The sequence below is a fragment of the Micromonospora sp. NPDC001898 genome (assembly GCF_042891255.1).
In the GTDB taxonomy this organism is placed as follows: Bacteria; Actinomycetota; Actinomycetes; order Mycobacteriales; family Micromonosporaceae; genus Micromonospora.
The window spans coordinates 1-22274 of sequence record NZ_JBIATC010000005.1 but is presented as its reverse complement, the minus strand read 5'-3'; the positions used below and the strand labels follow the sequence as shown (position 1 = coordinate 22274).

Genomic DNA, 22274 nt, shown 5'->3' with positions numbered 1-22274 from the left:
TCAGCCGGCAGCTGCCTTCAGTGCGTCACCGAGCGCGTTGGCCTCGTCGGGAGTCATCTCGACGACGAGCCGGCCACCACCCTCCAGCGGAACCCGCATGACGATGCCCCGGCCCTCCTTGGTGACTTCCAGCGGACCGTCGCCCGTCCGCGGCTTCATCGCCGCCATGTTGTCTCCCCTCAGACCTACGCCAGGGTCGGTGGGTTGCCCCACAGCCTCTTCGCCATCGCCCGCCGCAACTTGCACGGCGGCACCGATGACGATTTTCCCTGATGGACACCGCCGGACCCAAACCGAAGCAGCTTTGATGTAACAGCATCTAGCATATCCTGAGAAGGCCTGTCACAATGTGCGGTCATGCAGGCACGGTCGGCACTCTTCGACCTGTACGGCGACCACCTCCGACCCCGAGGTGGCCGCGCGCCGGTCGCCGCCCTGGTCAAGCTGCTCGCTCCGCTCAGGATCGCACCTCCGGCGGTGCGGACGGCGGTGAGCCGGATGGTCCGCCAGGGCTGGCTCGACCCGCTCCGCCTGGTCTCCGGGCCGGGATATTCGATCACACCGAAAGCCGCCCGACGACTCGACGAGGCGGCTGCCCGGATCTACCGGACCGGCCGGGTCAGCTGGGACGGACGGTTCGACCTGCTCGTCCTGTCGACCCCCACCTCCCGCCGGGAACGGCAGCGGCTCGCCGCGAACCTGAGCTTCCTCGGCTACGGCACCCTCGACGAGCAGACGTGGGTGGCCACCCGGCCGGCGGAGGACGTCGACCTGTTGCTCGACGACGCGGGCGTGCGGTACGAGCGGTTCACCGCGTCCCACGCCGCCGGCACCCGGGGCGCGGTGGAGGTGGTCCGCCGGGCGTGGGACCTCAGCGAGATCGGGCGGGCCTACGAGCAGTTCGTCGCCGAGCAGCGCCCGCTGCTGGCCATGGTGACCACCCGCAGCGACGACGAGGAGGCGTACGCGGCAAGGTTCCGGCTCGTGCACGCGTGGCGTACCTTCCTCTTCCGGGACCCTCAGCTCCCCCCGGCGCTGCTGCCCGAGCGCTGGCCCGGCACCGCCGCGGCCAGTTTCTTCGACCGGCACGCCACCCGGCTGCGGCCAGCCGCCGACCGGTACGTCGAGCAGTGCCTCGACGCCACGAACCGCACCCCCCGTCAGAAGGGTCGTTAGAACGTGACCGAGCCGCTGCTCGTCGACCGCACCGACTCCGTCGTCACCCTGACGCTGAACCGCCCGACGGCGATGAACGCGCTCGACGTGGCGCTCAAGGAGGCGCTCCGGGACGCCCTGGCCGGGCTGGAGTCCGACCGCAGCTGCCGGGCCGTGGTGCTGGCCGGGGCGGGCGGGTCGTTCAGCGCGGGCCAGGACCTGCGCGAGCACGTGCAGACCCTCGAATCGGCCGGGGTGGACCCGCTGGCCACCGTCCAAGCTCACTACAACCCGATCGCGGCCCGGCTGGCCAGCCTGCCCAAGCCGGTGGTCGCCGCGGTCCGGGGAATGGCCGCCGGGGCCGGCGCGTCGCTGACCCTCCTGGCCGACTTCCGCGTCGGCGGGCCGAAGACCCGCTTCCTGATGGCCTTCGCCGGGGTGGGGCTCGCCGCCGACACCGGCGCGTCCTGGACGCTGCCCCGGCTCGTCGGCCACGCCAAGGCCGTCGAGCTGCTGATGCTCGCCGAGCCGGTGTCCGCCGAGGAGGCGCACCGGCTGGGCCTGCTGACCCGGCTGGTCGACGACGACGAGCAGGTGCTGCCCGCCGCGCAGGAACTGGCCGCCCGGCTCGCCGCCGGACCGACCGTCGCGTACGGGGCGATCAAGCGCCAGCTCTCCGTCGCCGACGCCGGCACCCTCGCCGATGCCCTGGCTGCTGAGGCGCAGGCCCAGTCGATCTGCGGCGCCACCGCCGACCATCGGGCCGCCACCACGGCCTTCGTGAACAAGCAGAAACCGGTCTTCGAGGGACGCTGAACGCGATCCGTGGGCGGGCGGCCCGGTGGGGCCGGCGGTCAGCGGGCCACGTAGCCGCCGTCGATCGGGACGGTGTGGCCGGTGATCCAGGCCGCGTCGTCGGAGGCGAGGAAGAGCACCACCCCGGCCACGTCGTCCGGGGTGGGGATGCCCGGCTTCGGGTTGAACGACTCCATCTGCCGGCGCATCTGCGCCGGGTCCGGCGCGCTGGCGATGAAGTGCTCCACCAGCGGGGTCATCACCACCGACGGGGCGACCGCGTTGACCCGGATGCCTCGGGTCGCGTACTCGACGGCGGCCGAGCGGGTCAGCCCGATGATGCCGGCCTTGGTGAACGTGTACGGGGAGATGTTCTCCTGGGCGGCCAGCCCCGTGGTCGAGGAGGTGTTGACGATCGCGCCCCCGTCGCCGTGCAGCATCGCCTCAATGCCGTACTTGAGAACGTGGAAGACGCCGTCGCCGTTGATCCGGCTGACCCGCTCCCAGTTCTTCGGGTCCATCTCGTGCAGCGGCTGCTGGCTGCCGTCGATGCCGGCATTGTTGAAGATCACGTCGATCCGGCCGTAACGCTGCACGGCGTCCACGAAGCCCTGCTCGACCGACGCCGCCTCACCGGTGTCGACGGTGACCGCGAGCGCGTCGGGCAGCTCGCCGGCCACCCGCTGCCCGCCTGCGGCGTTGATGTCGGCGATCACCACCCTGGCCCCCTCGGCGGCGAACCGCCGGGCGGCGGCCTCACCGAGCCCGGAGGCGCCACCGGTGATGAACGCGACCTTGTCCTGAAACCGCATCGCACCTCCCCCGGCCGGGCGTCGATGCCGGCCCGTCACGAGCCCTCGTTACCCGGCGAGCCCCTGCCTAGTCGTCCTCCTCCGGGTCCTGGTTGGCCTCGGCGCCGAGCACGAACGCCTGCATGGCCAGCTCGTTCCCGGACGGCGAGACGAACGCGGGCAGCTCCTGCGGGCCCAGGTCGCGCACGTACGACCAGAACAACCGGACCGCCTCGGCCGGGGTCTCCGCCTCGATCGGGAGGTCGAGGCTGACCAGCCACCGCCGGCGCGCCGGCGGTGGCCCGAGCCGCTCGGCCAGCTCCCGGTAGGCGCCGGCGGGCAGCGCGGTGACCGGCCCGTCGAGGGTCAGCCCCTCGGCCGCCACCGGCTCGTCGAAGGCCCTTCGGGTGTACGCGACCACGAGCGGGCCGGCGGCGGGATCGGACTGGGGGTCGTCCGGGTCCTCCCGGCGCTCGACGGTGGGCCGGGCGACCCGACCCAGCGCCACCAGCCGCAGCGGCCCTTCGGCCAGCACCGCCACCGGATCGCCGGGACAGGGCCCGGCGGGCGCTGTCGGCCCGGCGGGGCGAGGGCTGGCGGGCGCTGTCGGCCCGGCGGGGGCCGCATCCGCCCGGTAGGCCGCACCGGCGGCGTCGAGCCCGGCCAGCTCCAGCGTGTCGTGGTGGACGAGCCGCTCGGCGTCGTACCGCCCAGGTGGGAGGAGCACGGCCCAGGCACCGTCACCCGGCCCGCCCTCACCCCGGACGTGGATCGTGCCGCTCACGCGGCGATCGGTGTCGGTCATGTAAACCATCCCATCACGCCGGCTCTGCCGCACTGACGTGGCAGCCGGTCAGGTGGTCGTCCACCATTCCGGTGGCCTGCATCAACGCGTAGGACGTGGTGGGGCCGACGAACCGGAACCCACGCTTCTTGAGCGCCTTGGCCATCGCGGTGGACTCCGGGGTCAGCGCCGGCACCTGGGTGAGCGTCTCCGGCCGGGCGGCCCGGGGAGACGGCGCGAACGACCAGAGCAGGGCGGAGAGCCCGTCGGGCAGGTCCAGGGCGGCCCGGGCGTTGGCGATCGTCGCCTCGATCTTGGCCCGGTTCCGGACGATGCCGGCGTCGGCCAGCAGCCGGGTCACGTCCGCCTCCCCGTAGCCCGCCACCGCCTCGATGCGGAACTCGTCGAAGGCCAGCCGGAAGGCGGGACGCTTGCGCAGGATGGTGAGCCAGGACAGCCCCGACTGGAACGCCTCCAGGGTCATCCGCTCGTAGAGCGCGTCGTCGCCGCGCAGCGGCCGACCCCACTCTCCGTCGTGGTAGGCGGCGTAGTCCGGGGTGCTCGCCCCCCATGCGCAACGGGGCAGGCCGTCCGCGTCGATCACCAGGTCAGTCACGGCGTACACGCTAGACCGGAATGCCGACGGCCCGCCGCCGTGCCGCCGTAACCGGGGTGTCCGGGCACCGGGAAACCGCGTTGTCACCGACCTGGCGGGCGCCCCGGGGGCCGGCCGTCAGGGCAGGCGGCCCTGCTCGACCAGCCGGCCGAACTTTTTCAGCGCCTGGGTGAGGCCGACCTTGGAGCCGGGCCAGAGCACCGGCCAGGCCACCCGGCCGGCAGCGCCGGCGGGGAGGTGGAACCACTCGTGCCAGACCACCTGGGTCCGGCCGCCCTCGATCTGGGTGCAGCGCAGCACCCCGGGGCCGCGTAGCAGCCGACCGCAGTGCACCACGCCGACCTCGTAGGGCGCGTCGACCCGCACCACCCGCATCTCGTCCCGCAGGACCGCCGGGCCCAGCACGGTGACCGCCTCCACGAGGCTGCCCTCACCACCGTCGCCCTCGACCACCTTGACCGTGGTGAACGGAATCCAGTCCGACTGCCGCTCCCATGCGACGAGGGCGGCGAACACCCGCTCGGCCGGGGCGTTGACGATGACCGTCGCGGTGACCTCGCCCGCGCCGGGCTGGGCCGCCTCGCGCAGGCTGTCGCCGTCCGCCCCGCCGGTCACGCCGGCTCCGACCGGGCCGCCGGCCCCCGCCCACCGGCCGGGTCCGCCGGCTCGCCGGCCCTGGAAGGGGCCGCCTCCGGGGCGTCGGCGTCGATGGCCCGCTCGGGCACCGTTACCGGCTCGTCGGCGGGGCCCACCGCAGCCGGCTCGTCGTCATCGGCGGACGCCGCAGCCGGGCCGTCGGCCCCAGCGGACGCCGCAGCCGGGCCGTCGGCCCCAGCACCCGCCGTCGGCGGGCCGTCGGCGTCGACGTCGGCGGACGCGACCTCGCCGGGGTCGCCGACGGGGGTGGCGTCGGCCGCCTCGGCGGCGGACGCGGCCTGCTCGCGGGTGCGGCGCAGCTCGTCGGCGTCCGCGGCCCGTCCCTCGCGCAACGCGGTGACCTCCGCCTCCAGCACGCCGATCAGCTCGGACTTGTACCCGATGTCGTAGGCCGTCCGGCGCAGCGCCTGATCGACCTGGGCCATCCGGTACCCCCGCGCCGCCGTGTCGAAACGGACGTCGCCCACGTCGGACTCGCGCAGCGGCCGGCTGGCGGGCAGCGGGACCGCCCGCCCGTCCGGCTCGACCGGCGCCAGGCCGGAATCTCGGCCGGTGACCAGAACCGTCACCCCGAAGACCACCGCCGCGACGGTGAGCGCGACGACCAGCAGGAGCAGCACCTGACCCATGTAGGAGATCGTGGCATGCGGACGCGCCCGGAGCGACCCCGCCGGGCGGTCCTCCCACAGATCGGTGCGGATCTGTGCGGTCGTACCGGGCGGACCGGACTCCGGCCGACCGGCTAGCGTCGCAGGGCGGGCCGGGTCACACGGCCGTGGCGAGATCGGGAGGCGAGCATGACCGGGGCGCTTCGGCTCGGAAGTCGCACGTTCGCGCCGGGCGAACTGGCGGTGATGGCCATCGTCAACCGCACCCCGGACTCGTTCTTCGATCGGGGCGCCACCTTCGCCCAGGACAGCGCGCTGCGCGCCGTGGAGCGGGCGGTCACCGACGGGGCGGAGATCATCGACATCGGCGGGGTGAAGGCCGGCCCCGGCGACGAGGTGGACGTGATCGAGGAGATCCGGCGCACGGTGGGCACCATCGCCGCGGTCCGGGCCGCCTTCCCGGACGTGGTGATCTCCATCGACACCTGGCGGGCCGAGGTGGCGGTGGAGGCGATCGCGGCCGGTGCCGACCTGCTCAACGACACCTGGTCCGGCGCGGACCCGGCGCTCGCCCGGGTCGCCGCCCAGACCGGCGCCGGGCTCGTCTGCTCGCACGCCGGGGGGCTCGCGCCGCGCACCCGCCCGCACCGGGCCGCCTTCGACGACGTGGTGGCCGACGTGGTCGCGACGGTGACCGGCCTCGCCGAGCGCGCGGTCGCCCTGGGGGTACGCCCCGACGGCGTCCTCATCGACCCGGCGCACGACTTCGGCAAGAACACCCGGCACTCGTTGGAGATCACCCGTCGGCTCGCCGAGCTGTCCGGCACGGGCTGGCCGTTGCTGGTGGCCCTGTCCAACAAGGACTTCATCGGCGAGACGCTGGACCTGCCGGTCGCCGAGCGGCTGGAGGGCACCCTCGCGGCGACCGCGGTGTCGGCCTGGCTGGGTGCCCGGGTGTTCCGCGCCCACCAGGTGCTGCCCACCCGCCGGGTGCTGGACATGGTGGCGTCGATCCGCGGCGACCGCCCGCCGGCCGCCACCCGACGCGGCCTGGCCTGAGCGCCCGCCGGTGCCGGGCGCACGGGTCGACGCGCGGCCGGCGGGTCAGGTCCAGCGGAGGATGTTCCGACGCCAGGCGTAGAGGATGCCCAGCGCCAGCACCGCCACGAAGATGCCCATCTCGGCGGCGGTGACCAGGCCGAAGCCGGGCCGGTCGAAGACCACCGCCCAGGGGAAGAGGAAGACCGCCTCGACCGCGAACAGCACGTACAGGTACGCGTAGACGTAGTAGCGGATCTGCATCTGCGCCCAGTCGCCGCCCACCGGGTCGAGGCCGCACTCGTAGCTCGCCCGCTTGCCGGGGGGATCCGCAGGGCGGGCGGGGCGTAACACCCGGTTCGCGGAGAACGCCATGACGAAGAAGAGGACGCCGGCGAGCAGCAACAGCCCGAGCGTCGCATACGAGCCCAGGTAGCCGGTCACGGTGAGTCAGCCTACCGTGTCCCACCCGGCCGCATACCGGACATGTTACGGAAATGTTTCCCGGCGGGACTGGTGTCCTGCGGCAAGTATTACCGAATAATGAATTCGCCCTGATGGTCCCGGAAGAGAGATGGCCCGCGTGGACGTACGCCCCGTTCGGCGGGTAGCCGATCGACGTGTCGCCGTACTGCTCGCGGCGTCCATCGCGTTCGGTGTCGCGACGCTGCCCGGCTGGGCCACCGCCGCCCCCGCCGGGGCCCGCGCGGCGGTCGCGCAGGCCGACCCGCCCGGGGACCCGGCCGGCGAGCCCGGCGGCGAGACGCCTCCGGTCGAGCCCACCGCGACCGACCCGGCGCCCACCGAGGCACCGCCGACCGTGCCGCCACCAGCGGAGACCACCGCCCCGACGCCCACGCCCACCGAGCCTGCGGCCACCACGCCGGCCGCGCCCGTCGATCCGCCGGCCACCACCGCTCCAGCAGCCACCGCTCCGTCGCTCCCGCCGCCGGCGACCTCCGCCCCGCCGCCCCGCCCGTCGGCCCCCGGCGCGGGTGCACCGGCGCCGAGCCGGCTGGGCGTGCGGGTCAGCACCGAGGACGTCACGCTGACCGAGGCGTACTGGAACGCGGAGAACACGACGACCACCCTGCGGGTCACCGTGACCAACACCGGCGAGGTGGCGGAGCTGATCCGGCTCTCGTACACCCTCCCGGCGGGCCTGACCGACGCCGGCACCCCCGGGTGCGCCGAGGCCGGCGGCGGCGAGCACCACTGCGGCGGGTGGCAGGCCGCGCCCGGCGACCGGTTCAGCGCCCTGGTCAAGGTGCGCGTCGACGGCGCCGCCTGGCGGCAGATGCCGCTCAGCGGTGCGGTCCGGGTGAGCGCGAGCGCCCCCGGCGTGGCCGGCTCGCCCGAGGACAACGAGGGCTTCGCGGTGCTCTTCCCGCCGGGGCCGCCCGTGCCGGGCATCTCCCTGGACGCCGACGGGGTGGCCTTCGACATCAGCGGGGCCGCCAGCGAGCTGGGCGTCCGGCTGGGCAACACGGGCAAGGTCGATGCCGCCGGCCGGGTCGAGGTGGTCCTGCCCGCCGGGGTGACCGTGCCGACCCCGCCCGCCGGCTGCGTCGCGCTGAGCCCCGCCCGTACCCGCTGCGACGTCGGCACGGTGCCGGCCGGCGGCACCGTCACCGTCCGGCTCCCGGTGAGCGCGACCGCCGAGGCCCAGCGGAAGGCGCCGCTGGCCGGCGCCGTGATCGGCCGGGTCGACCCACGCAGCGGGCAGGCCCGGCAGCTCCAGATGAGCTTCCGGATCACCGCGGCGGCCGCAATGTCCACCCCGATCGCCACCCCTGCCCCGGGCGGCTCCCAGGGCGTGCTGGCCGCGGCCGGCGTGGGTCCGGGCCCGGCCGGCGGTCTCACCTCGGTGCAACGCAACGCGGTCATCCTGATCGTGGTCTCCGTGCTGCTGGTCGTGCTGGCGCTCGTGCTGGCCACCACCTCGCTGCGCCGCCGGCTCGCCGGCCCGGCCGATCCCGCCCCGGCCCCGTCGGACTGACCCGGAACCCGCCCGCCACCGACCCCCCGACTCCGGTCGCCCCGGTGGGTCCGGGCCCGCCCACGGTCCTCCGCCGAAAGCCGAGGCGGACCGGTGATTCTGATTACGGCGGGCGCGTCAAAACAGCATCAAACAGGGCATAAGCGCACCGAATTCGATCCCATTCGGCGGACCACAGGGCGAGTTCGACCCCCCAATCGACGTAGGCTCTCGGGTGAGGAACTACAGCGGACCGGACCGGCCACGGGCGGTGCGGGGCAGCGGTGCGTCAAGGAGGTCGCGTGGCCGGGCAAGGCAAGGTCACCATCATGTTCAGCCGCCCGCGCCACCGCGCCGAGCGAAGCGAGGTTCAGGCGTGACCAAGCAGATCCGTCAACTCGACCGGGTGGTCATCCGGTTCGCCGGTGACTCCGGCGACGGCATGCAGCTGACCGGCGACCGGTTCACCTCGGAGACGGCGCAGCTGGGCAACGACATCTCCACGTTGCCCAACTTCCCGGCCGAGATCCGCGCCCCCGCAGGCACCCTGCCGGGCGTGTCGAGCTTCCAGGTGCACTTCGCCGACTACGACATCCTCACCCCGGGTGACGCGCCGAACGTGCTGGTGGCGATGAACCCGGCTGCGCTCAAGGCCAACCTGGCCGACCTGCCGCGCGGCGCCGACATCATCGTCAACACCGACGAGTTCACCAAGCGCAACCTGGCCAAGGTGGGATACCAGTCCAGCCCGCTGGACGATGACTCCCTCGCCGGCTACGTGGTGCACCCGGTCGCCCTCACCTCGATGACGGTCCGGGCGCTCGCCGAGAACGCGGTGTCCAAGAAGGATGCCGAGCGGGCCAAGAACATGTTCGCCCTCGGCCTGCTGTCCTGGATGTACTCCCGGCCGTACTCCTCGACCCTGCGCTTCCTGGAGCGCAAGTTCGCCAAGCGTCCCGAGCTGGTCGCGGCGAACATCGCGGCCTTCAAGGCCGGCTGGAACTTCGGCGAGACGACCGACTCGTTCTCGGTGCGGTACGAGGTGAAGCCGGCGAAGATGCTGCCGGGCACGTACCGGAACATCACCGGCAACGCGGCGCTGTCGCTGGGCCTGGTGGCCGCGGGCGTGCGCTCCGGCCTGCCGGTGTTCCTCGGGGCGTACCCGATCACCCCGGCGTCGGACATCCTGCACGAGCTGAGCAAGCACAAGCGGCTCGGCGTGATCACCATGCAGGCGGAGGACGAGATCGCCGCCGTCGGCGCGGCGCTCGGCGCGTCGTACGGCGGGTCGCTCGGCGTCACCACCACCAGCGGCCCCGGCGTGGCGCTCAAGAGCGAGACGATCTCGCTCGCGGTGGCGCTGGAGCTGCCGCTGGTCATCGTGGACGTGCAGCGGGCCGGCCCGTCGACGGGCTTGCCGACCAAGACCGAGCAGGCCGACCTCAACATGGCCCTGTACGGCCGGCACGGCGAGGCTCCCGTCGCGGTGATCGCCCCGAAGTCGCCCTCGGACTGCTTCCACGCGGCCATCGAGGCGGCCCGGATCGCGCTGACGTACCGCACCCCGGTGATCCTGCTGTCAGACAACTACGTCGCGAACGGCTCCGAGCCGTGGCTGCTGCCCGACGTGGAGTCCCTGCCCGACCTGCGGGTCGAGTTCGCCACCGAGCCCAACGGCGAGAACGGCGCCTTCCTGCCGTACCTGCGGGACCCGGAGACCCTGGCCCGGCCGTGGGCCGTCCCCGGCACACCGGGGCTGGAGCACCGGATCGGCGGCCTGGAGAAGGCCGACAAGACCGGCGACATCTCGTACGACCCGGCGAACCACGACTTCATGGTGCGCATCCGGGCGGCCCGGATCGAGACGATCCCGGTGCCGGACGTCGAGGTGGAGGACCCGGACGGCGACGCCCGGGTGCTGGTGCTCGGCTGGGGCTCGACGTACGGGCCGATCGGCGCCGCCTGCCGGGGGCTGCGCCAGCGCGGCCTGTCCGTCGCCCAGGCGCACCTGCGGCACCTGTCCCCGATGCCGGCGAACCTCGGCGAGGTGCTGCGCTCCTACGACCGGGTGGTCATTCCCGAGATGAACCTCGGCCAGCTCGCCCAGGTGATCCGGGGCAAGTACCTGGTCGACGCCATCGGCTACAACCAGGTCCGCGGCCTGCCGTTCACCGCCGTCGAGCTGGAGACGATGTTGGAAGAGGTCCTGAAGAATGTCTGAGCCCGTCGCCCTCAAACTCACCGCGAAGGACTTCAAGTCCGACCAGGAGGTGCGCTGGTGCCCCGGCTGCGGTGACTACGCGATCCTGGCCGCCGTGCAGCAGTTCATGCCGGAGCTGAACATTCCCCGGGAGCGGACCGTCTTCGTGTCCGGCATCGGCTGCTCGTCGCGCTTCCCGTACTACATGAACACCTACGGGATGCACTCGATCCACGGCCGCGCCCCGGCGATCGCCACCGGCCTGTCGGTGTCCCGCCCGGACCTGTCGGTGTGGGTGGTCACCGGCGACGGCGACGCGCTGTCGATCGGCGGCAACCACCTGATCCACGCGCTGCGCCGCAACGTCAACCTGAAGATCCTGCTGTTCAACAACCGGATCTACGGCCTGACCAAGGGGCAGTACTCGCCCACCTCCGAGGTTGGCAAGATCACCAAGTCGACCCCGGCCGGCTCGGCGGACGCGCCGTTCAACCCGCTCTCGCTCGCCCTGGGCGCGGAGGCCAGCTTCGTCGGCCGCACCATCGACTCGGACCGCAAGCACCTCCAGTCGGTGCTGCGGGCCGCGGCGGAGCACCAGGGCTCGGCGTTCGTGGAGATCTACCAGAACTGCAACATCTTCAACGACGGCGCGTTCGAGCAGCTCAAGGAGCCGGGCACCCGGGACGACTTCCTGATCCGGCTGGAGCACGGGCAGCCCATCACCTTCGGTTCCGACGGGCAGTTCTGCGTCGTGCACCCCCCGGGCGGTTTCGGCCTGGAGGTTCGGGAGACCGCCTCGGTAGGCCCGGAGGAGATCGTCGTGCACAACGCGAGGGTCAACGACCCGGCGTACGCGTTCGCGCTGTCCCGGCTGCCGGGGCTCGACCTGCGCAACACCCCGATCGGCGTGTTCCGCTCGGTCGACCGCCCGTCCTACGACAGCGTGGTGCAGGAGCAGCTCGCGGCGGCGAAGGCCGCAGTGACCGAGACCCCGGAGCAGCAGCTCGCCGGCCTGCTCGCCAGCGGCGACACCTGGACGATCCGCTGACCCGCCGCTGACGGCGGCACGGCGTCGCCGCCGCCCCGTGACACGGGAAGTGCCCGCAACCTTCGCAGGTTGCGGGCACTTTCGTCAGCCCGACGTGCTCGCCTGCTGGGGGCGGTCGTCACGGACGTGCACGAGCATGTCGCCGGTCTCGATCAGCGCGCCGGCCCGGTCGCTGAGCGTGACCACCTTGCCCCGGCGGACCAGCGCGATGACCAGGGATTCCAGCTCGCGGGGCGAACGGCCCACCTCGCTGCGCTCGGCCGAGCGCATGGCCAGCGCCATGCCCTGGCCCGGGGTGAGCAGGTCCTCCACCACGTCGATCAGCGGCGGCGCGGAGGTCGACAGCCCGAGCAGCCGCCCCGCCGTGGCGGACGAGACGATCACGTGGTGGGCGCCGCTCTGCTTCAACAGGGGCGCGTTCTCGGCCTCCCGAACCGCGGCGATGATCCGCACCTGGCCGGCGGTGAGCTGCCTGACGGTGAGTGCCACCAGGACCGAGGCGTCGTCGCTGTCGGTCGCGATGATCACCGACTTGGCGTTCTTCACGTGCGCCTCGATCAGCACCGACGAACGCGTCGCCGAACCCTCGATCGCGACCAACCCGGCCGAGGTGGCCTGCCGCAGGGCGGTCGGGCTGCGCTCGACCACCACGATCCGGGACCTGTCCAGGCCGTTCTCCAACAGCGCCGAGACGGCGCTGCGGCCCTTGGTGCCGTAGCCGCAGATGATGACGTGGTCCTTCACGCTTCTCCTCCACCGCGACAGGCGACGGCCGGTCCGGTACTGCTCGGTCAGGACTTCCAGGGTGGTGCCGACCAGGATGATCAGGAAGATCACCCGGGCGGGGGTGACGAACAGGACGTTGACCAGCCGCGCGGACGGGGCGGCCGGGGTGATGTCGCCGTAGCCGGTGGTGGAGAGGGAGACCACCGCGTAATAGAAGCAGTCGAGGAGGGTGAGGCCGTCCTCGTTGACGTCGCGGTAGCCGTCCCGGTCGAGATAGACCGCGGCGACCACGGCGAGGACCAAGCCCAGGGCGGCGGCGAGGCGCAAGCTCAACGCGCTCAGCGGGCCCCGTCGTTGCGCGGGAAAATGGATCACCGTCGAACCTGCTCCGCCTCCGTCGCCTGCACGTGCACAACATAGCCGGTACGCGGGGATCCGCACCCCGGGGTGCACCGGGACGCGTCCGGCCGCACCGGCTCGCCGGACCGGGGCTGCCCGGCGGCCCCGCACCGGGCATGATGGGGCTGTCTGCGGAGAGACGACCGGGGGTGAGGCCGCATGTCTTTGCTGCGACGGATCATCGGCGGGGTGCTCCGCCGGATCAGGACGAGGCAGGGCCGCACCCTGCGTGAGGTCGCCCAGGCGGCCGGCGTGTCGCTGCCCTACCTGTCCGAGGTCGAGCGGGGCCGCAAGGAGGCGTCGTCGGAGGTGCTCGCGGCGATCTGCCGGGCCCTCGGCATCCGCCTGTCCGATTTGTTGGAGGAGGCCCGGGACGACCTGCGCCGAGTCGAGCCGCGCACCCCGGTGGGCCCCCGGGCTGCCGTGGCGCACACCGTCGCGGTGCCGCTGCCCCGGTACGGCGACCGGATGGCCCGGCTGGAGCGGCCTGGTGACCGGCTGACCGGCACCCGGCGGGGGGCCGACGTGCACCGGGCGCTACCCGGGACGCCGCTCGCCGTCGGTCCGCGTACCGCCGGGTTGGTGCACTGCGGGCGGGCCCCGGCGGGCCTGCGGCGGCCGGTGACCGTCTAGGGACGTCGCCCGACCGCGTCGCCCGACCTTGTCGCCCGACCGCCTCGCCCGGCTGCCTCGCCCGGCTGCCGGCGTCCCGCCCGGTTCTGCCGTCGGCGAATCTGCCAGCGGCAGAAGCGCTGGGGTCGCCACCCCCGGCGGGCGCACGCTGGACGGGCCGGTCCCCGGGGCGGTCGAAATCGCCCACCGGCGCGGCGGAGGTCGACATGATCAGGTACGACGTACGGATGCTGGACGGCGGGCAGCCGGCCTTCGGCGACCAGGTGTTCCAACGGTTGCTGCGGGAGCGGATCGTCTTCCTCGGCACCGAGGTCACGGACGAGTCGGCCAACCAGATCTGTGCGCAGCTCCTGCTGCTGGCCGCGGAGGACAGCGAGCGGGACATCCACCTCTACATCAACTCACCGGGCGGCTCGGTCAGCGCCGGGATGGCCGTGTACGACACGATGCGGTACATCCGCAACGACGTGGCCACCCTGGCGCTCGGCTTCGCCGGCTCGATGGGGCAGTTCCTGCTCTGCGGGGGGACGGCCGGGAAGCGGTACGCGCTGCCGCACTCGCGGATCATGATGCATCAGCCGTCGGGCGGGATGGGTGGCACGGCCGCCGACATCACCATCCAGGCGGAGAACATGCTGCACGTCAAGCGCACCATGCAGGAGCTGATCGCCCGACACAGCGGGCGGAGCCTGGACGAGATCCAGCAGGACTGGGACCGGGACCGGTGGTTCACCGCGGAGCAGGCCCGCGAGTACGGCCTGATCGACAAGGTGCTCACCCGGGTCGACCAGCTCTCGGCGTGACGGCCCCGGCGGCGGGCCGGCACGGGGCGGCCCGGCGTGCACCCTTGCGGGCCGGGGGCGGCCCGTTCGGTGGTCACCGATGGGCCGGCGGGCGCGCCGCTCGGCCGTGTCCGACACGCATCTGAAGCCGCGTCCGGGCGGACCCGGGGGCCGGGTCCGCCCGGGCGGGCGTCCGGTCAGGGGTAGCTGACCACCGGGCTGGTGCCGAACGTGCCGACGACCGGGGTGCCGGCGTCGTTGACCGTACGTTCGATGCCGCCGCTGCCGTCGAGGAAGACGGTGATCATGTCGTGGAACCGCACGCCCGGCCGGCGGGGCGCCTCGATCGCCCGGTCCGCCCGGATGTCGACCCCCTGGTTGAAGTACGAATACACCCCGAGCCCCCACGCCTCGTGTCGGCGCACGGAGTCGGCGATCTTGTACGACGCCCAGCCGCGACCGGTCGGGCTGGCCCAGGCGGCCTGGCTCGGCGGGTCGTAGGGCAGTTCGCTCTGGTAGAAGACGGTCCGGCCGCGCTCGCCGGTCCACACCGTCTGGTACCGCTGGTAGTGCTCGACGAAGAGCCCGTACGCCGTCACGTCGTCGCCGGTGACCAGCACGCCGGTGTCGGCGGTGTTCGCCGTCCAGCCGATGCCGTTGCCGTGGTCGCCGCGCCAGGCCCAGATGTTGTCGAGCAGGGTGTCGTCGCTGTGCACGGCGAGGCTGGTCCGGGCCCGGCCGACCCAGGGGCCGCCGATGCGGAAGAAGACGTCCTGCAACGAGGTCGGGTTCGCGGCGTGGTCCCGGCGACCGTCGCGCCGGCCGATCTCGACGAGCACGTCGGACCCGCGCTGGCCGGCGTCGACCAGCAACCCGGCGACGCGTACCCCGTCGACGTCGGCGACCCGCAGCGCGGCGTCGCCGCTGGTCGGGGCGAGGCTCGGCATGCCGAGTCCGAGCACGACGGTGCCCGGCCGGGTGACCCGCAGCGCCCGGTCCAGCCGGTACACGCCCGGGGTGAGCAGCAGGTGCCGCCCCCGCGCCAGCTCCCGGTTGATCCGCTGGGCGCTGTCGGTGGGCCGGGCGACGAAGAAGTCGCGCAGCGACAGCGAGGGGGTCGGCCGGCCGCCGGCCGCCCAGGTGATGCCGGCGGTGTCGTGCCGCAGGCCCGGTACGGCCACCCGCCACCGGTCGTTGCCGTCGACGAACAGGTACGGCTTCTCCCGGGTGACCGGGCTGGTCGGGAGCGTGGTGTACGGGGGGTCGGGGAAGCCCTGGGCGGGTGCCCCGGTCACGCCGGAGAAGACCTGGTTCCAGACCCCGTTGCTCCAGTCGCCGCCGAGCTCGCTGTCCCGGGTCAGCCACTGCTGCTGCGAGCCGTTGATGGTGGTCCCGTCGACCTTCGAGTCGGCGATGTAACCGCCGCTGGAGTACCCGCCGTTGCCCGGTTCGAGCCAGAGGGTGCCGCGCACGTGCACGCGGCGCATCGGGGACGCCTGGGAGACCGCCCACTGGTTCGACCAGTCGGTGGGGGTGACGGAGAGGTTCTCCGCCGAGCGCCAGAAGTTGGTCAGCGCGGAGATGCCGGCCGGCGAGTTCGGGTCGGGCTGTCCGACGACCCGGACCGCCCCGTGGATGTCGACGTCGTCCGGGGAGCGGCCGAGGCCGGCCACGGTGGTGTAGTAGCCGAGCTTCGCGTCGACGTCGTACCGGCCGGGCTTGAACAGCACCGCGTGCCGGTCGGTGCCCATCTCGTTGCGTTCCTGCTTCGTGAAGATCGCATCGAGGGTGGCCTGGATCTCGGCGGTCGGGGTGGACGGGTCGTAGACGTGCACGTACGGGCCGAGGTCCGGGTCGCGGTCGTCGGGGTGGCCGGGATGGGCCAGGGCGGACGCCGGGGCGAGGCCGGCGGCTGCGAGGGAGACGGTGGTGGCCAGGGCCAGGAGGTGGCGGCGGGTGCGAGGTGTCATCGGCCTGCCTGTCGGGTGGCGGTGGGAGGCCGGGCGGCGAGTGTGAGAGCGCTCTCTCGATCTGCCGTCCGGCACCCCTTCACGAGTCGGGGGATCGAGATGTTTCTACCCTCTTCCGCCCGGACACGCCAGCCCCGACCGCCGGCGAGGATCAGCGGGCGTCCAACGGGAAGCGATGGGAAGAGCGTCCTGTTGGTACCGGACGACGGATCATCGACACCTTCGAGGAGTTCACCATGCCCATCGTCGTCACCGGCGCCACCGGCCACCTCGGCCGCCTGATCGTCGAGTCGCTGCTGCGTCGGGGCGTACCGGCCGGGGAGATCGTGGCGCTCGGCCGGGACACCGGCAAGCTCGCCGACCTCGCCGGACGCGGGGTGATCACCCGGCGGGCCGACTACACCGACCCCGCATCGCTGCGCGCCGCGTTCGCCGGGGCCGAGAAGCTGATGTTCGTCTCCGGCAGCGAGGTCGGGCAGCGGGAGACCCAACACCGCAACGTCGTCGCCGCCGCCCGCGAGGCCGGCGTGGGGCTGGTCGTCTACACCAGCGTCACCAACGCCGACCGGTCCAGCCTGATCCTCGCCGGGGAGCACCTGGCCACCGAGCGGGAGCTCGCCGCCGCCGGCCTGCCGTACGTGATCCTGCGCAACGGCTGGTACCTGGAGAACTACACCGACCAGCTCCCGACGTACCTCCGGTACGGGGTGACCGGCGCGGCGGGCGACGGCCGGGTCAGCGCCGCCACCCGCGCGGACTTCGCCGAGGCCGCCGCCGCGGCGCTCACCGGCGCCGGCGAGACCGGCCGGGTGTACGAGCTCGGCGGCGAGGCGTTCACCCTCACCGCGCTGGCCGAGGAGTTGTCCCGGCAGACCGGCCGCACCGTCGGGTACACCGACCTGCCGGCGGAGAAGTACGCCGAGGTGCTGGCCGGCGCGGGCGTCCCCGCGAGGTTCGCCACCCTCCTCGCCGACAGCGACCGGGGCCTGTCCCAGGGCGACCTGTACGTCGAGGGCGACGACCTGGCGAAGCTGATCGGCCGCCGGCCGACCACCCTCGCCGAGGCGCTGCGCGCGGCGCTCTGAGCCCTTCTTCGATTCGTTTGCCGGCGTCCGCCGCCCCGCCCCGCGCCCTGTCGGTGCGGGGCGGCGGGGCGACGGACGGCTCAGGCCGTGACCCGCTCCACCGGGATCCACAGCTCGGCGTCGGCCCGCGTGCCGTCCGCCGAGACCCGGGCCTGGAGGATCTCCGGGCCCGGCCGGCTGCGGTACGGGTTGGCCGGGAACCACTCGGTGAAGACGTCCCGCCAGATGTTCTGGAGGGTCTGCGGGAACTCGCCCGAGCTGGAGAAGACCGCCCAGGTGCCGGCTGGCACCGGCATGGCGTCCAGGTCCTCCGGCGGGGTGACGCCGGTGACCACGCCGTGCCAGTAGTCCAGCTCGACGCCCTCCTCCCGGTTGTCCCCCAGCTTGTCGCTGACGTTGACGATCCCGCGCGGCTCCTGGTCGGAGAGGGCCTCGATCCGCTCGACCGTCCCGGCGTCGATGCCCCTGACGAACGCCACGATGGCCGGGTTCATCCCCTCGTGCACGAGGGGGACGCGGGCCTTCCGCCCGACCAGGTGGAAGGCGTCCTTCTCGGTGACGCGGTAGCGCATGCTGGTGCTCCCTTCGACGATGAGGCGGAAGGAGATCCGGGGCTGGGACCGCAGCACCGCGCCGGTCCGCCGGGCCTCGCCCGGGCCGACCCCGTGCACCACCTGGAACGCCCGGCCGAACGCCTCGGCCGAGCCGTAGCCGTACCGGACTGCGATGTCGAGCAGCGTCGCCTCCCCCGCGAGTACCTCGGCGGCCGCGACCGTGAGCCGTCGACGCCGGACGTACTCGGAGAGCGGCATGCCGGCCAGCGCGGAGAACATCCGCCGGAGGTGGTACTCCGACGTGACGGCGATCCGTGCCATCTCGGCCGCCTCGATCCGCTGGTCGAGATGCCGCTCGACGTACGTCATCGCCTCGTTCAGCCGGTCCAGCACCCGAATCTCCCTTCCTGATGCCCGCCACGCTAGGAAGGACGGCCCCGGCCGGACCCGACATCCTGTGCCCGATCCGGTCGGGCTGTGGGGGTCAGCGCTGCCAGCGCACGACGCCGCCGACCACGGTGAGCGCCACCGTGAGGTCACGCAGGTCCGCGGGCTCGACCTGGTACGGATCGCTGGGCAGCGCAATGAAGTCGGCGAGCATGCCGGGGCTGAGTCGCCCCTTCAGGTGCTCCTCGTAGGAGGCGTACGCGCCGGCGACGGTGAACCCCCGCAGCGCCGCGTCGAGGCTGAGCCGCTCGTGCGGGTCCACGCCACCGGGCGGGGTTCCGTCGGGCTGCTGCCGGGTCACCGCGGCGTGGATGCCGTAGAACGGGTCCGGGTCCTCGACCGGCGCGTCCGAGCCGAACGCCACCGTCGCGCCGGCGTCCAGCAGGCTCCGCCAGGCGTACGAGGCGAGGTCCCGGCCGGCGAGCATCCTGCTGGTCAGGGGGATGTCGCTGGTGCAGTGGGTCGGCTGCATCGAGGCGATCACGCCCAGCCGGGCGAGCAGCGGCACGTCCTCCGGCCGAAGATGCTGGGTGTGTTCGATCCGGTGCCGCAGCCGCCGTGCCGACCCGGCGACGGTCGGGTCGGTGCGCGCCGACTCCTGCCAGCGGGCGTACGCCCGCAGCACCATCCGGTTCGCCGCGTCGCCGATGGCGTGTGCCGCCACCGCGATGCCGGCCCCGGCCGCCTTCGCCACCAGCCGCTCGAACTCCTCCGCCGGGGTGACCGCGATGCCGTGGTTGTCCGGCTCACCGTCGTACGGCTCGCTCATCAGGCAGGTGTGCGAGCCGAGCGCCCCGTCGGTGAAGATCTTCACCGGTCCCGTACGCAGCCACCGGTCCCCGTCGCCGGTCGCCCAGCCCAGGTCGATCACCTCGTCCAACGCGGTCGACGGGATCGACTTGTGCACCCGCAGCGGCAGCTCGCCCCGGGCGTACAGGGTCTCGTAGGCGGCCCGGCAGTCCTGCCCGTCGAGGTCGTGGATGCTGGTGAGGCCGACGGCGAGCAGCCGGGGCAGGTGGGTGCGCAACTGCTCGACCATGTCCCCGGCGACGGAGGAGCGCAGGATGTCGTAGGCCGCGTCCCCGGCCGCCTCCCGCAGGATGCCGGTCGGCTCGCCGCGTTCGTCACGGGCGATCTGCCCCCCGACCGGGTCGGGGGTGTCGGCGTCGATGCCGAGCCGCCGCAGGGCGGCGCTGTTGACCCAGGTGGTGTGCCCGTCGATGCTGGGCAGCACGGCGGGGCGGTCCGGGCAGACCCGGTCGAGGTCGGCCCGGGTCGGCTGCACCGGCCGGGCCCACTTGTGGCTGTCCCAGCGTCCGCCGAAGAGCCAGGCGTCGGGCGGCAGGGTGGCGGCGTGCCGCCCGATCCGGGTCAGCGCCTCGTCGAGGCTGGCGGTGCCGCGCAGGTCCACCTGCTCCAGACCACGCACGTAGAGCGCGGAGTGGATGTGACTGTCGATCAGCCCGGGCAGCACGGTCATCCCGGCGAGGTCGACCCGACGCGCTCCGCCGCCGGCCCGGTCCCGGCACTCGTCGCGGTTTCCGACGGCGACGATCCGCTCGCCGCGCACCAGCATGGCCTCGGCGCGCGGCCGGCCGGGGTCGAGCGTGTGGATCCGGGCGTTCTCGAAAACCGTACCGGTCATGGGGCTGCCTGCTTCGACGGTTGGACGGGGGCCAACCATGCTAGAGGACACACTCCCCGACGCGAGGTGCCGTCGGCAGAGTGCCGCATGTCGCCGGCGGTGCCGGGGCCGTCTCGCTGGCGGTGCCGGGGCCGGCGTCGAGGAATCGGGTGCGGAACGCCTCGACCGGTACGTCCAAGGGCGCTGGGTATGGGGTCGCGCTCGCAGCTGCGGCCATCGCGTTCCTCTTCCTTCGCTGACCTGACTGTCTTGAAGGATCACGCGATGGCCGCTCCCTATCTACGCAATACGCCCATCGCGGGCACGTCGCCCATCACTCCCGTGGACGAGACCCGTGGCACGGGTAGCCGTGTCAGTAGCCCGGCGAGCCGGTGACGCGTTGCGGCGTGCGGCGCCGCTCCGGGCGGAGGATGCGAACGAGGCGTGCCGGCGTTCCCGAGCAGGCCGGAGCCGGAAGCGACAAGGAGGGATGGCTCGCGGATTTCACGGAAAGATGTTATCAATTGGATCACTGGTCCGGAACTGCGTCACGAGTCAGGGAACAGTCGCGCAGCGTGACAGAAAGGGCCCCGTGGAACAGCAAGAAGAAGTAACCGACTTTTACGACAACCTCGCGCTGGACTACGAACTTCTGTACTCGGACTGGGAGGATCATACGCGTGACGAAGCCGGCAGGATCGACGCCATTCTTCGATCCGCGCTGCCGTTTCCGGCCCACCGGATACTTGACTGCGCGTGTGGTATCGGAACGCAGGCTGTCGGGCTCGCCGGCCTGGGCTATGCCGTAACCGGAACCGACCTCAGCGAGACGGCCATAGCCCGGGCGGGCAAGAATTCTGAGCGCCTCGGGACGCAGATCCAGTTCCGGCAAGCGGACTTCCGGCACCTGGAAGAGGTCGTGCCGGCCGATTACGACGCTGTGTTGGCGCTTGAAAACGCGCTCCCGCACCTGCTCGAACCAGAGGATGTCCTGCAGGCCTTCTCGTCAATGCGTAGCCGACTCCGACCTGGCGGAGTAATGCTGATCAGCACGCGTGACTACGATTCCGACCGCGCGGCCAAAATCACCGGGACGGCGCCAAGGATCATGGACGACGGCAATCGTCTGGCCTTCCAGGCGTGGGAATGGCAGTCAACGGACGTGTACCGGCTCCGCTACTTCCTGATGTCACGCCAGGCGGAGGCGCAGTGGACGGTCAAGGAACGGGTGGTCCGCTACCGGGCCTGGCCTCGCGCTGAACTGCTGTCGCTGGCCCAGGCGGCCGGGTTCGCCGAATGCCGGTGGCTGTCGCCGAGTGAGTCGGGATACCGCCAACAACTGCTCCTCGGTTACCACCCGGCAAGTTGACTGTCGAGAAAGGAAACGGCCTGATGGCGCACACACAGGCGCCGGTGTCGCGGGAGTTCGGGCAGGTGTACGCGTACTTCGGCCATCACAAGTGCGCAAGCCTCTGGATCCGGCGCGTCTTCGAGGAACTGAGCGCCGGGTTGGGGCTCAAGTACGTCGCCTACAGTTCATGGCTGGTCTTCGACCCCGATGAAAAACCGATCGACCAGCTCTACGCTACGGATTTTCTGGCCGCAGGGCTCAGTCTCGGCGCCCGGTCCTTCGCGTTCACCGACGCCCATCCGCGCCACGTGGATCTCTTCCCACCGGGCACGCGATCGTTCCACGTGGTGCGGGACCCTCGCGACATCGTGGTCTCCGCCTATTTCTCGCATCTTCTCTCACACGACATCGACGATTTTCCGGCCCTGGCCCGGCACCGTCGACAGCTCGCCGAGATCTCCAAGGAACAGGGCCTCTATGCCGTGATGGACTTCCTCGAACCGTTGTTCGACGACCTCCGGAAGTGGTCGCAGCGACCAGACGTTCTCGAGGTAAAACTGGAAGACCTGATGGCGGACGAGGTCGGCGGGTTCACCGGGATCCTTCGTTTCCTCGGGCTCCTGCCGCAGGTCGGCACGGAAAGGCTGGCAGAGGTACTGGACGCGAACAGCTTTTCCCGGATGAGCGGCGGCCGGAAGCCGGGTGTCCCCGACGACGGCAGCCACTTCCGGAAAGGAGTTGCTGGAGACTGGCGGAACCACCTCACCGATGACCACCTCCGCTACTTCCTCGCTCGGCACGCCGACGTACTGGCCAAGTACTCCTATCTCTGAGGCCGCTCCCTTGATGCCCGTGACCGACGACGCTGGCGTTCGGCTCAGTTTGACTTACGACCTCGCGCACGGTCGGCGGGACGCAGGGTAACGACCTCGTACAGGGAGCCCTTTTCATCGTGGGTTTCGGCTGGTGTGGATGTGATGTAGGACGAGGATGGCCTGGACGATCGCGGTGGCGCGTCGAGGGCAGCAGCGGA

21 protein-coding genes and 1 pseudogene are annotated in these 22274 nt (G+C 72.4%); 11 read left to right on the top strand and 11 right to left on the bottom strand.

Features of this window, described 5'->3' with window-relative positions; all coding sequences use genetic code 11:
- Positions 1-168, bottom strand: a complete 168-nt coding sequence (locus ACFYZF_RS13150; protein ID WP_007455245.1) for a DUF3117 domain-containing protein — start codon at positions 166-168, stop codon at positions 1-3.
- A 189-nt stretch (positions 169-357) separates the two neighbouring features.
- Between ACFYZF_RS13150 and ACFYZF_RS13145 the strand changes: the two genes are divergently transcribed.
- Both ACFYZF_RS13145 and ACFYZF_RS13140 read left to right on the top strand, forming a co-directional pair.
- Positions 358-1176, top strand: coding sequence for a PaaX family transcriptional regulator C-terminal domain-containing protein (locus ACFYZF_RS13145; protein ID WP_387019401.1), 819 nt, complete (start codon positions 358-360; stop codon positions 1174-1176).
- 3 nt (positions 1177-1179) lie between these two features.
- Positions 1180-1971, top strand: coding sequence for an enoyl-CoA hydratase/isomerase family protein (locus ACFYZF_RS13140; RefSeq protein WP_387019398.1), 792 nt, complete (start codon positions 1180-1182; stop codon positions 1969-1971).
- A gap of 38 nt (positions 1972-2009) precedes the next feature.
- Here ACFYZF_RS13140 and ACFYZF_RS13135 read toward each other — a convergent pair whose 3' ends face one another.
- From ACFYZF_RS13135 to ACFYZF_RS13115, 5 genes are all read right to left on the bottom strand, one after another.
- Complete coding sequence (locus ACFYZF_RS13135) at positions 2010-2762, bottom strand: SDR family NAD(P)-dependent oxidoreductase (protein WP_387019395.1); 753 nt, start codon at positions 2760-2762, stop codon at positions 2010-2012.
- A gap of 67 nt (positions 2763-2829) precedes the next feature.
- A complete protein-coding gene (locus ACFYZF_RS13130) occupies positions 2830-3546 on the bottom strand; it encodes a hypothetical protein (RefSeq protein ID WP_387019392.1) in 717 nt (238 codons plus the stop codon).
- 13 nt (positions 3547-3559) lie between these two features.
- A complete protein-coding gene (locus ACFYZF_RS13125; protein WP_387019390.1) occupies positions 3560-4141 on the bottom strand; it encodes a DNA-3-methyladenine glycosylase I in 582 nt (193 codons plus the stop codon).
- Positions 4142-4258: 117 nt separating this feature from the next.
- Entirely contained in the window at positions 4259-4756 is a 498-nt protein-coding gene (locus ACFYZF_RS13120) for an SRPBCC family protein (RefSeq protein ID WP_387019388.1), read from the bottom strand.
- Positions 4753-5427: a DivIVA domain-containing protein gene (locus tag ACFYZF_RS13115; RefSeq protein WP_387019385.1), complete on the bottom strand. Its 675-nt coding sequence runs from the start codon at positions 5425-5427 to the stop codon at positions 4753-4755. The genes ACFYZF_RS13120 and ACFYZF_RS13115 overlap by 4 nt, the downstream gene beginning before the upstream one ends.
- A gap of 168 nt (positions 5428-5595) precedes the next feature.
- On the opposite strand from ACFYZF_RS13115, the gene folP reads away from it, so the two are divergent.
- Complete coding sequence (gene folP, locus ACFYZF_RS13110) at positions 5596-6465, top strand: dihydropteroate synthase (RefSeq protein WP_387019383.1); 870 nt, start codon at positions 5596-5598, stop codon at positions 6463-6465.
- Between the two features lie 45 nt (positions 6466-6510).
- Here folP and ndhC read toward each other — a convergent pair whose 3' ends face one another.
- Positions 6511-6888 carry an NADH-quinone oxidoreductase subunit A gene (ndhC, locus tag ACFYZF_RS13105; protein ID WP_387019380.1) on the bottom strand — a complete coding sequence of 126 codons (378 nt, stop codon included), beginning with the start codon at positions 6886-6888 and terminating at the stop codon, positions 6511-6513.
- Positions 6889-7018: 130 nt separating this feature from the next.
- Between ndhC and ACFYZF_RS13100 the strand changes: the two genes are divergently transcribed.
- The 3 genes from ACFYZF_RS13100 (at position 7019) to ACFYZF_RS13090 (ending at position 11670) form a co-directional block, all read left to right on the top strand.
- A complete protein-coding gene (locus ACFYZF_RS13100) occupies positions 7019-8443 on the top strand; it encodes a hypothetical protein (RefSeq protein WP_387019378.1) in 1425 nt (474 codons plus the stop codon).
- Between the two features lie 355 nt (positions 8444-8798).
- Positions 8799-10643 (top strand): 2-oxoacid:acceptor oxidoreductase subunit alpha, encoded by a 1845-nt coding sequence (locus ACFYZF_RS13095; protein ID WP_387019375.1) that lies wholly within the window; start codon positions 8799-8801, stop codon positions 10641-10643.
- Entirely contained in the window at positions 10636-11670 is a 1035-nt protein-coding gene (locus ACFYZF_RS13090; RefSeq protein ID WP_387019372.1) for a 2-oxoacid:ferredoxin oxidoreductase subunit beta, read from the top strand. The genes ACFYZF_RS13095 and ACFYZF_RS13090 overlap by 8 nt, the downstream gene beginning before the upstream one ends.
- 84 nt (positions 11671-11754) lie before the next feature.
- Here the strand turns inward: ACFYZF_RS13090 and ACFYZF_RS13085 are convergent, their stop codons facing one another.
- A complete protein-coding gene (locus ACFYZF_RS13085; protein ID WP_387019369.1) occupies positions 11755-12771 on the bottom strand; it encodes a potassium channel family protein in 1017 nt (338 codons plus the stop codon).
- A gap of 183 nt (positions 12772-12954) precedes the next feature.
- Here ACFYZF_RS13085 and ACFYZF_RS13080 point away from each other — a divergent pair.
- Positions 12955-13206: pseudogene (locus ACFYZF_RS13080) on the top strand (helix-turn-helix domain-containing protein); the annotation flags it as partial.
- A gap of 428 nt (positions 13207-13634) precedes the next feature.
- Positions 13635-14231, top strand: a complete 597-nt coding sequence (locus ACFYZF_RS13075; RefSeq protein ID WP_387019367.1) for a ClpP family protease — start codon at positions 13635-13637, stop codon at positions 14229-14231.
- Positions 14232-14407: 176 nt separating this feature from the next.
- On the opposite strand, the gene ACFYZF_RS13070 is transcribed toward ACFYZF_RS13075, so the two are convergent.
- Positions 14408-16180: an adenylyl cyclase gene (locus ACFYZF_RS13070; protein ID WP_387019364.1), complete on the bottom strand. Its 1773-nt coding sequence runs from the start codon at positions 16178-16180 to the stop codon at positions 14408-14410.
- Between the two features lie 236 nt (positions 16181-16416).
- On the opposite strand from ACFYZF_RS13070, the gene ACFYZF_RS13065 reads away from it, so the two are divergent.
- Positions 16417-17265, top strand: a complete 849-nt coding sequence (locus ACFYZF_RS13065; RefSeq protein WP_387019361.1) for an SDR family oxidoreductase — start codon at positions 16417-16419, stop codon at positions 17263-17265.
- Positions 17266-17345: 80 nt separating this feature from the next.
- Here ACFYZF_RS13065 and ACFYZF_RS13060 read toward each other — a convergent pair whose 3' ends face one another.
- Complete coding sequence (locus ACFYZF_RS13060) at positions 17346-18212, bottom strand: helix-turn-helix domain-containing protein (protein ID WP_387019358.1); 867 nt, start codon at positions 18210-18212, stop codon at positions 17346-17348.
- A gap of 91 nt (positions 18213-18303) precedes the next feature.
- Positions 18304-19911 carry an amidohydrolase gene (locus tag ACFYZF_RS13055; RefSeq protein WP_387019355.1) on the bottom strand — a complete coding sequence of 536 codons (1608 nt, stop codon included), beginning with the start codon at positions 19909-19911 and terminating at the stop codon, positions 18304-18306.
- 571 nt (positions 19912-20482) lie between these two features.
- Between ACFYZF_RS13055 and ACFYZF_RS13050 the strand changes: the two genes are divergently transcribed.
- A complete protein-coding gene (locus ACFYZF_RS13050; protein ID WP_387019351.1) occupies positions 20483-21259 on the top strand; it encodes a class I SAM-dependent methyltransferase in 777 nt (258 codons plus the stop codon).
- Complete coding sequence (locus ACFYZF_RS13045) at positions 21256-22074, top strand: sulfotransferase domain-containing protein (RefSeq protein WP_387019349.1); 819 nt, start codon at positions 21256-21258, stop codon at positions 22072-22074. The genes ACFYZF_RS13050 and ACFYZF_RS13045 overlap by 4 nt, the downstream gene beginning before the upstream one ends.
- Positions 22075-22274: the final 200 nt, after the last annotated feature.

What these genes read in the sequence shown, in the direction of transcription:
- ACFYZF_RS13150 (WP_007455245.1), bottom strand. Translation starts at nt 168, where the DNA reads ATGGCGGCGATGAAGCCGCGGACGGGCGACGGTCCGCTGGAAGTCACC.
- ACFYZF_RS13145 (WP_387019401.1), top strand. Translation starts at nt 358, where the DNA reads ATGCAGGCACGGTCGGCACTCTTCGACCTGTACGGCGACCACCTCCGA.
- ACFYZF_RS13135 (WP_387019395.1), bottom strand. Translation starts at nt 2,762, where the DNA reads ATGCGGTTTCAGGACAAGGTCGCGTTCATCACCGGTGGCGCCTCCGGG.
- ACFYZF_RS13130 (WP_387019392.1), bottom strand. Translation starts at nt 3,546, where the DNA reads ATGACCGACACCGATCGCCGCGTGAGCGGCACGATCCACGTCCGGGGT.
- ACFYZF_RS13115 (WP_387019385.1), bottom strand. Translation starts at nt 5,427, where the DNA reads ATGGGTCAGGTGCTGCTCCTGCTGGTCGTCGCGCTCACCGTCGCGGCG.
- folP (WP_387019383.1), top strand. Translation starts at nt 5,596, where the DNA reads ATGACCGGGGCGCTTCGGCTCGGAAGTCGCACGTTCGCGCCGGGCGAA.
- ACFYZF_RS13100 (WP_387019378.1), top strand. Translation starts at nt 7,019, where the DNA reads ATGGCCCGCGTGGACGTACGCCCCGTTCGGCGGGTAGCCGATCGACGT.
- ACFYZF_RS13090 (WP_387019372.1), top strand. Translation starts at nt 10,636, where the DNA reads ATGTCTGAGCCCGTCGCCCTCAAACTCACCGCGAAGGACTTCAAGTCC.
- ACFYZF_RS13075 (WP_387019367.1), top strand. Translation starts at nt 13,635, where the DNA reads ATGATCAGGTACGACGTACGGATGCTGGACGGCGGGCAGCCGGCCTTC.
- ACFYZF_RS13070 (WP_387019364.1), bottom strand. Translation starts at nt 16,180, where the DNA reads ATGACACCTCGCACCCGCCGCCACCTCCTGGCCCTGGCCACCACCGTC.
- ACFYZF_RS13065 (WP_387019361.1), top strand. Translation starts at nt 16,417, where the DNA reads ATGCCCATCGTCGTCACCGGCGCCACCGGCCACCTCGGCCGCCTGATC.
- ACFYZF_RS13055 (WP_387019355.1), bottom strand. Translation starts at nt 19,911, where the DNA reads ATGACCGGTACGGTTTTCGAGAACGCCCGGATCCACACGCTCGACCCC.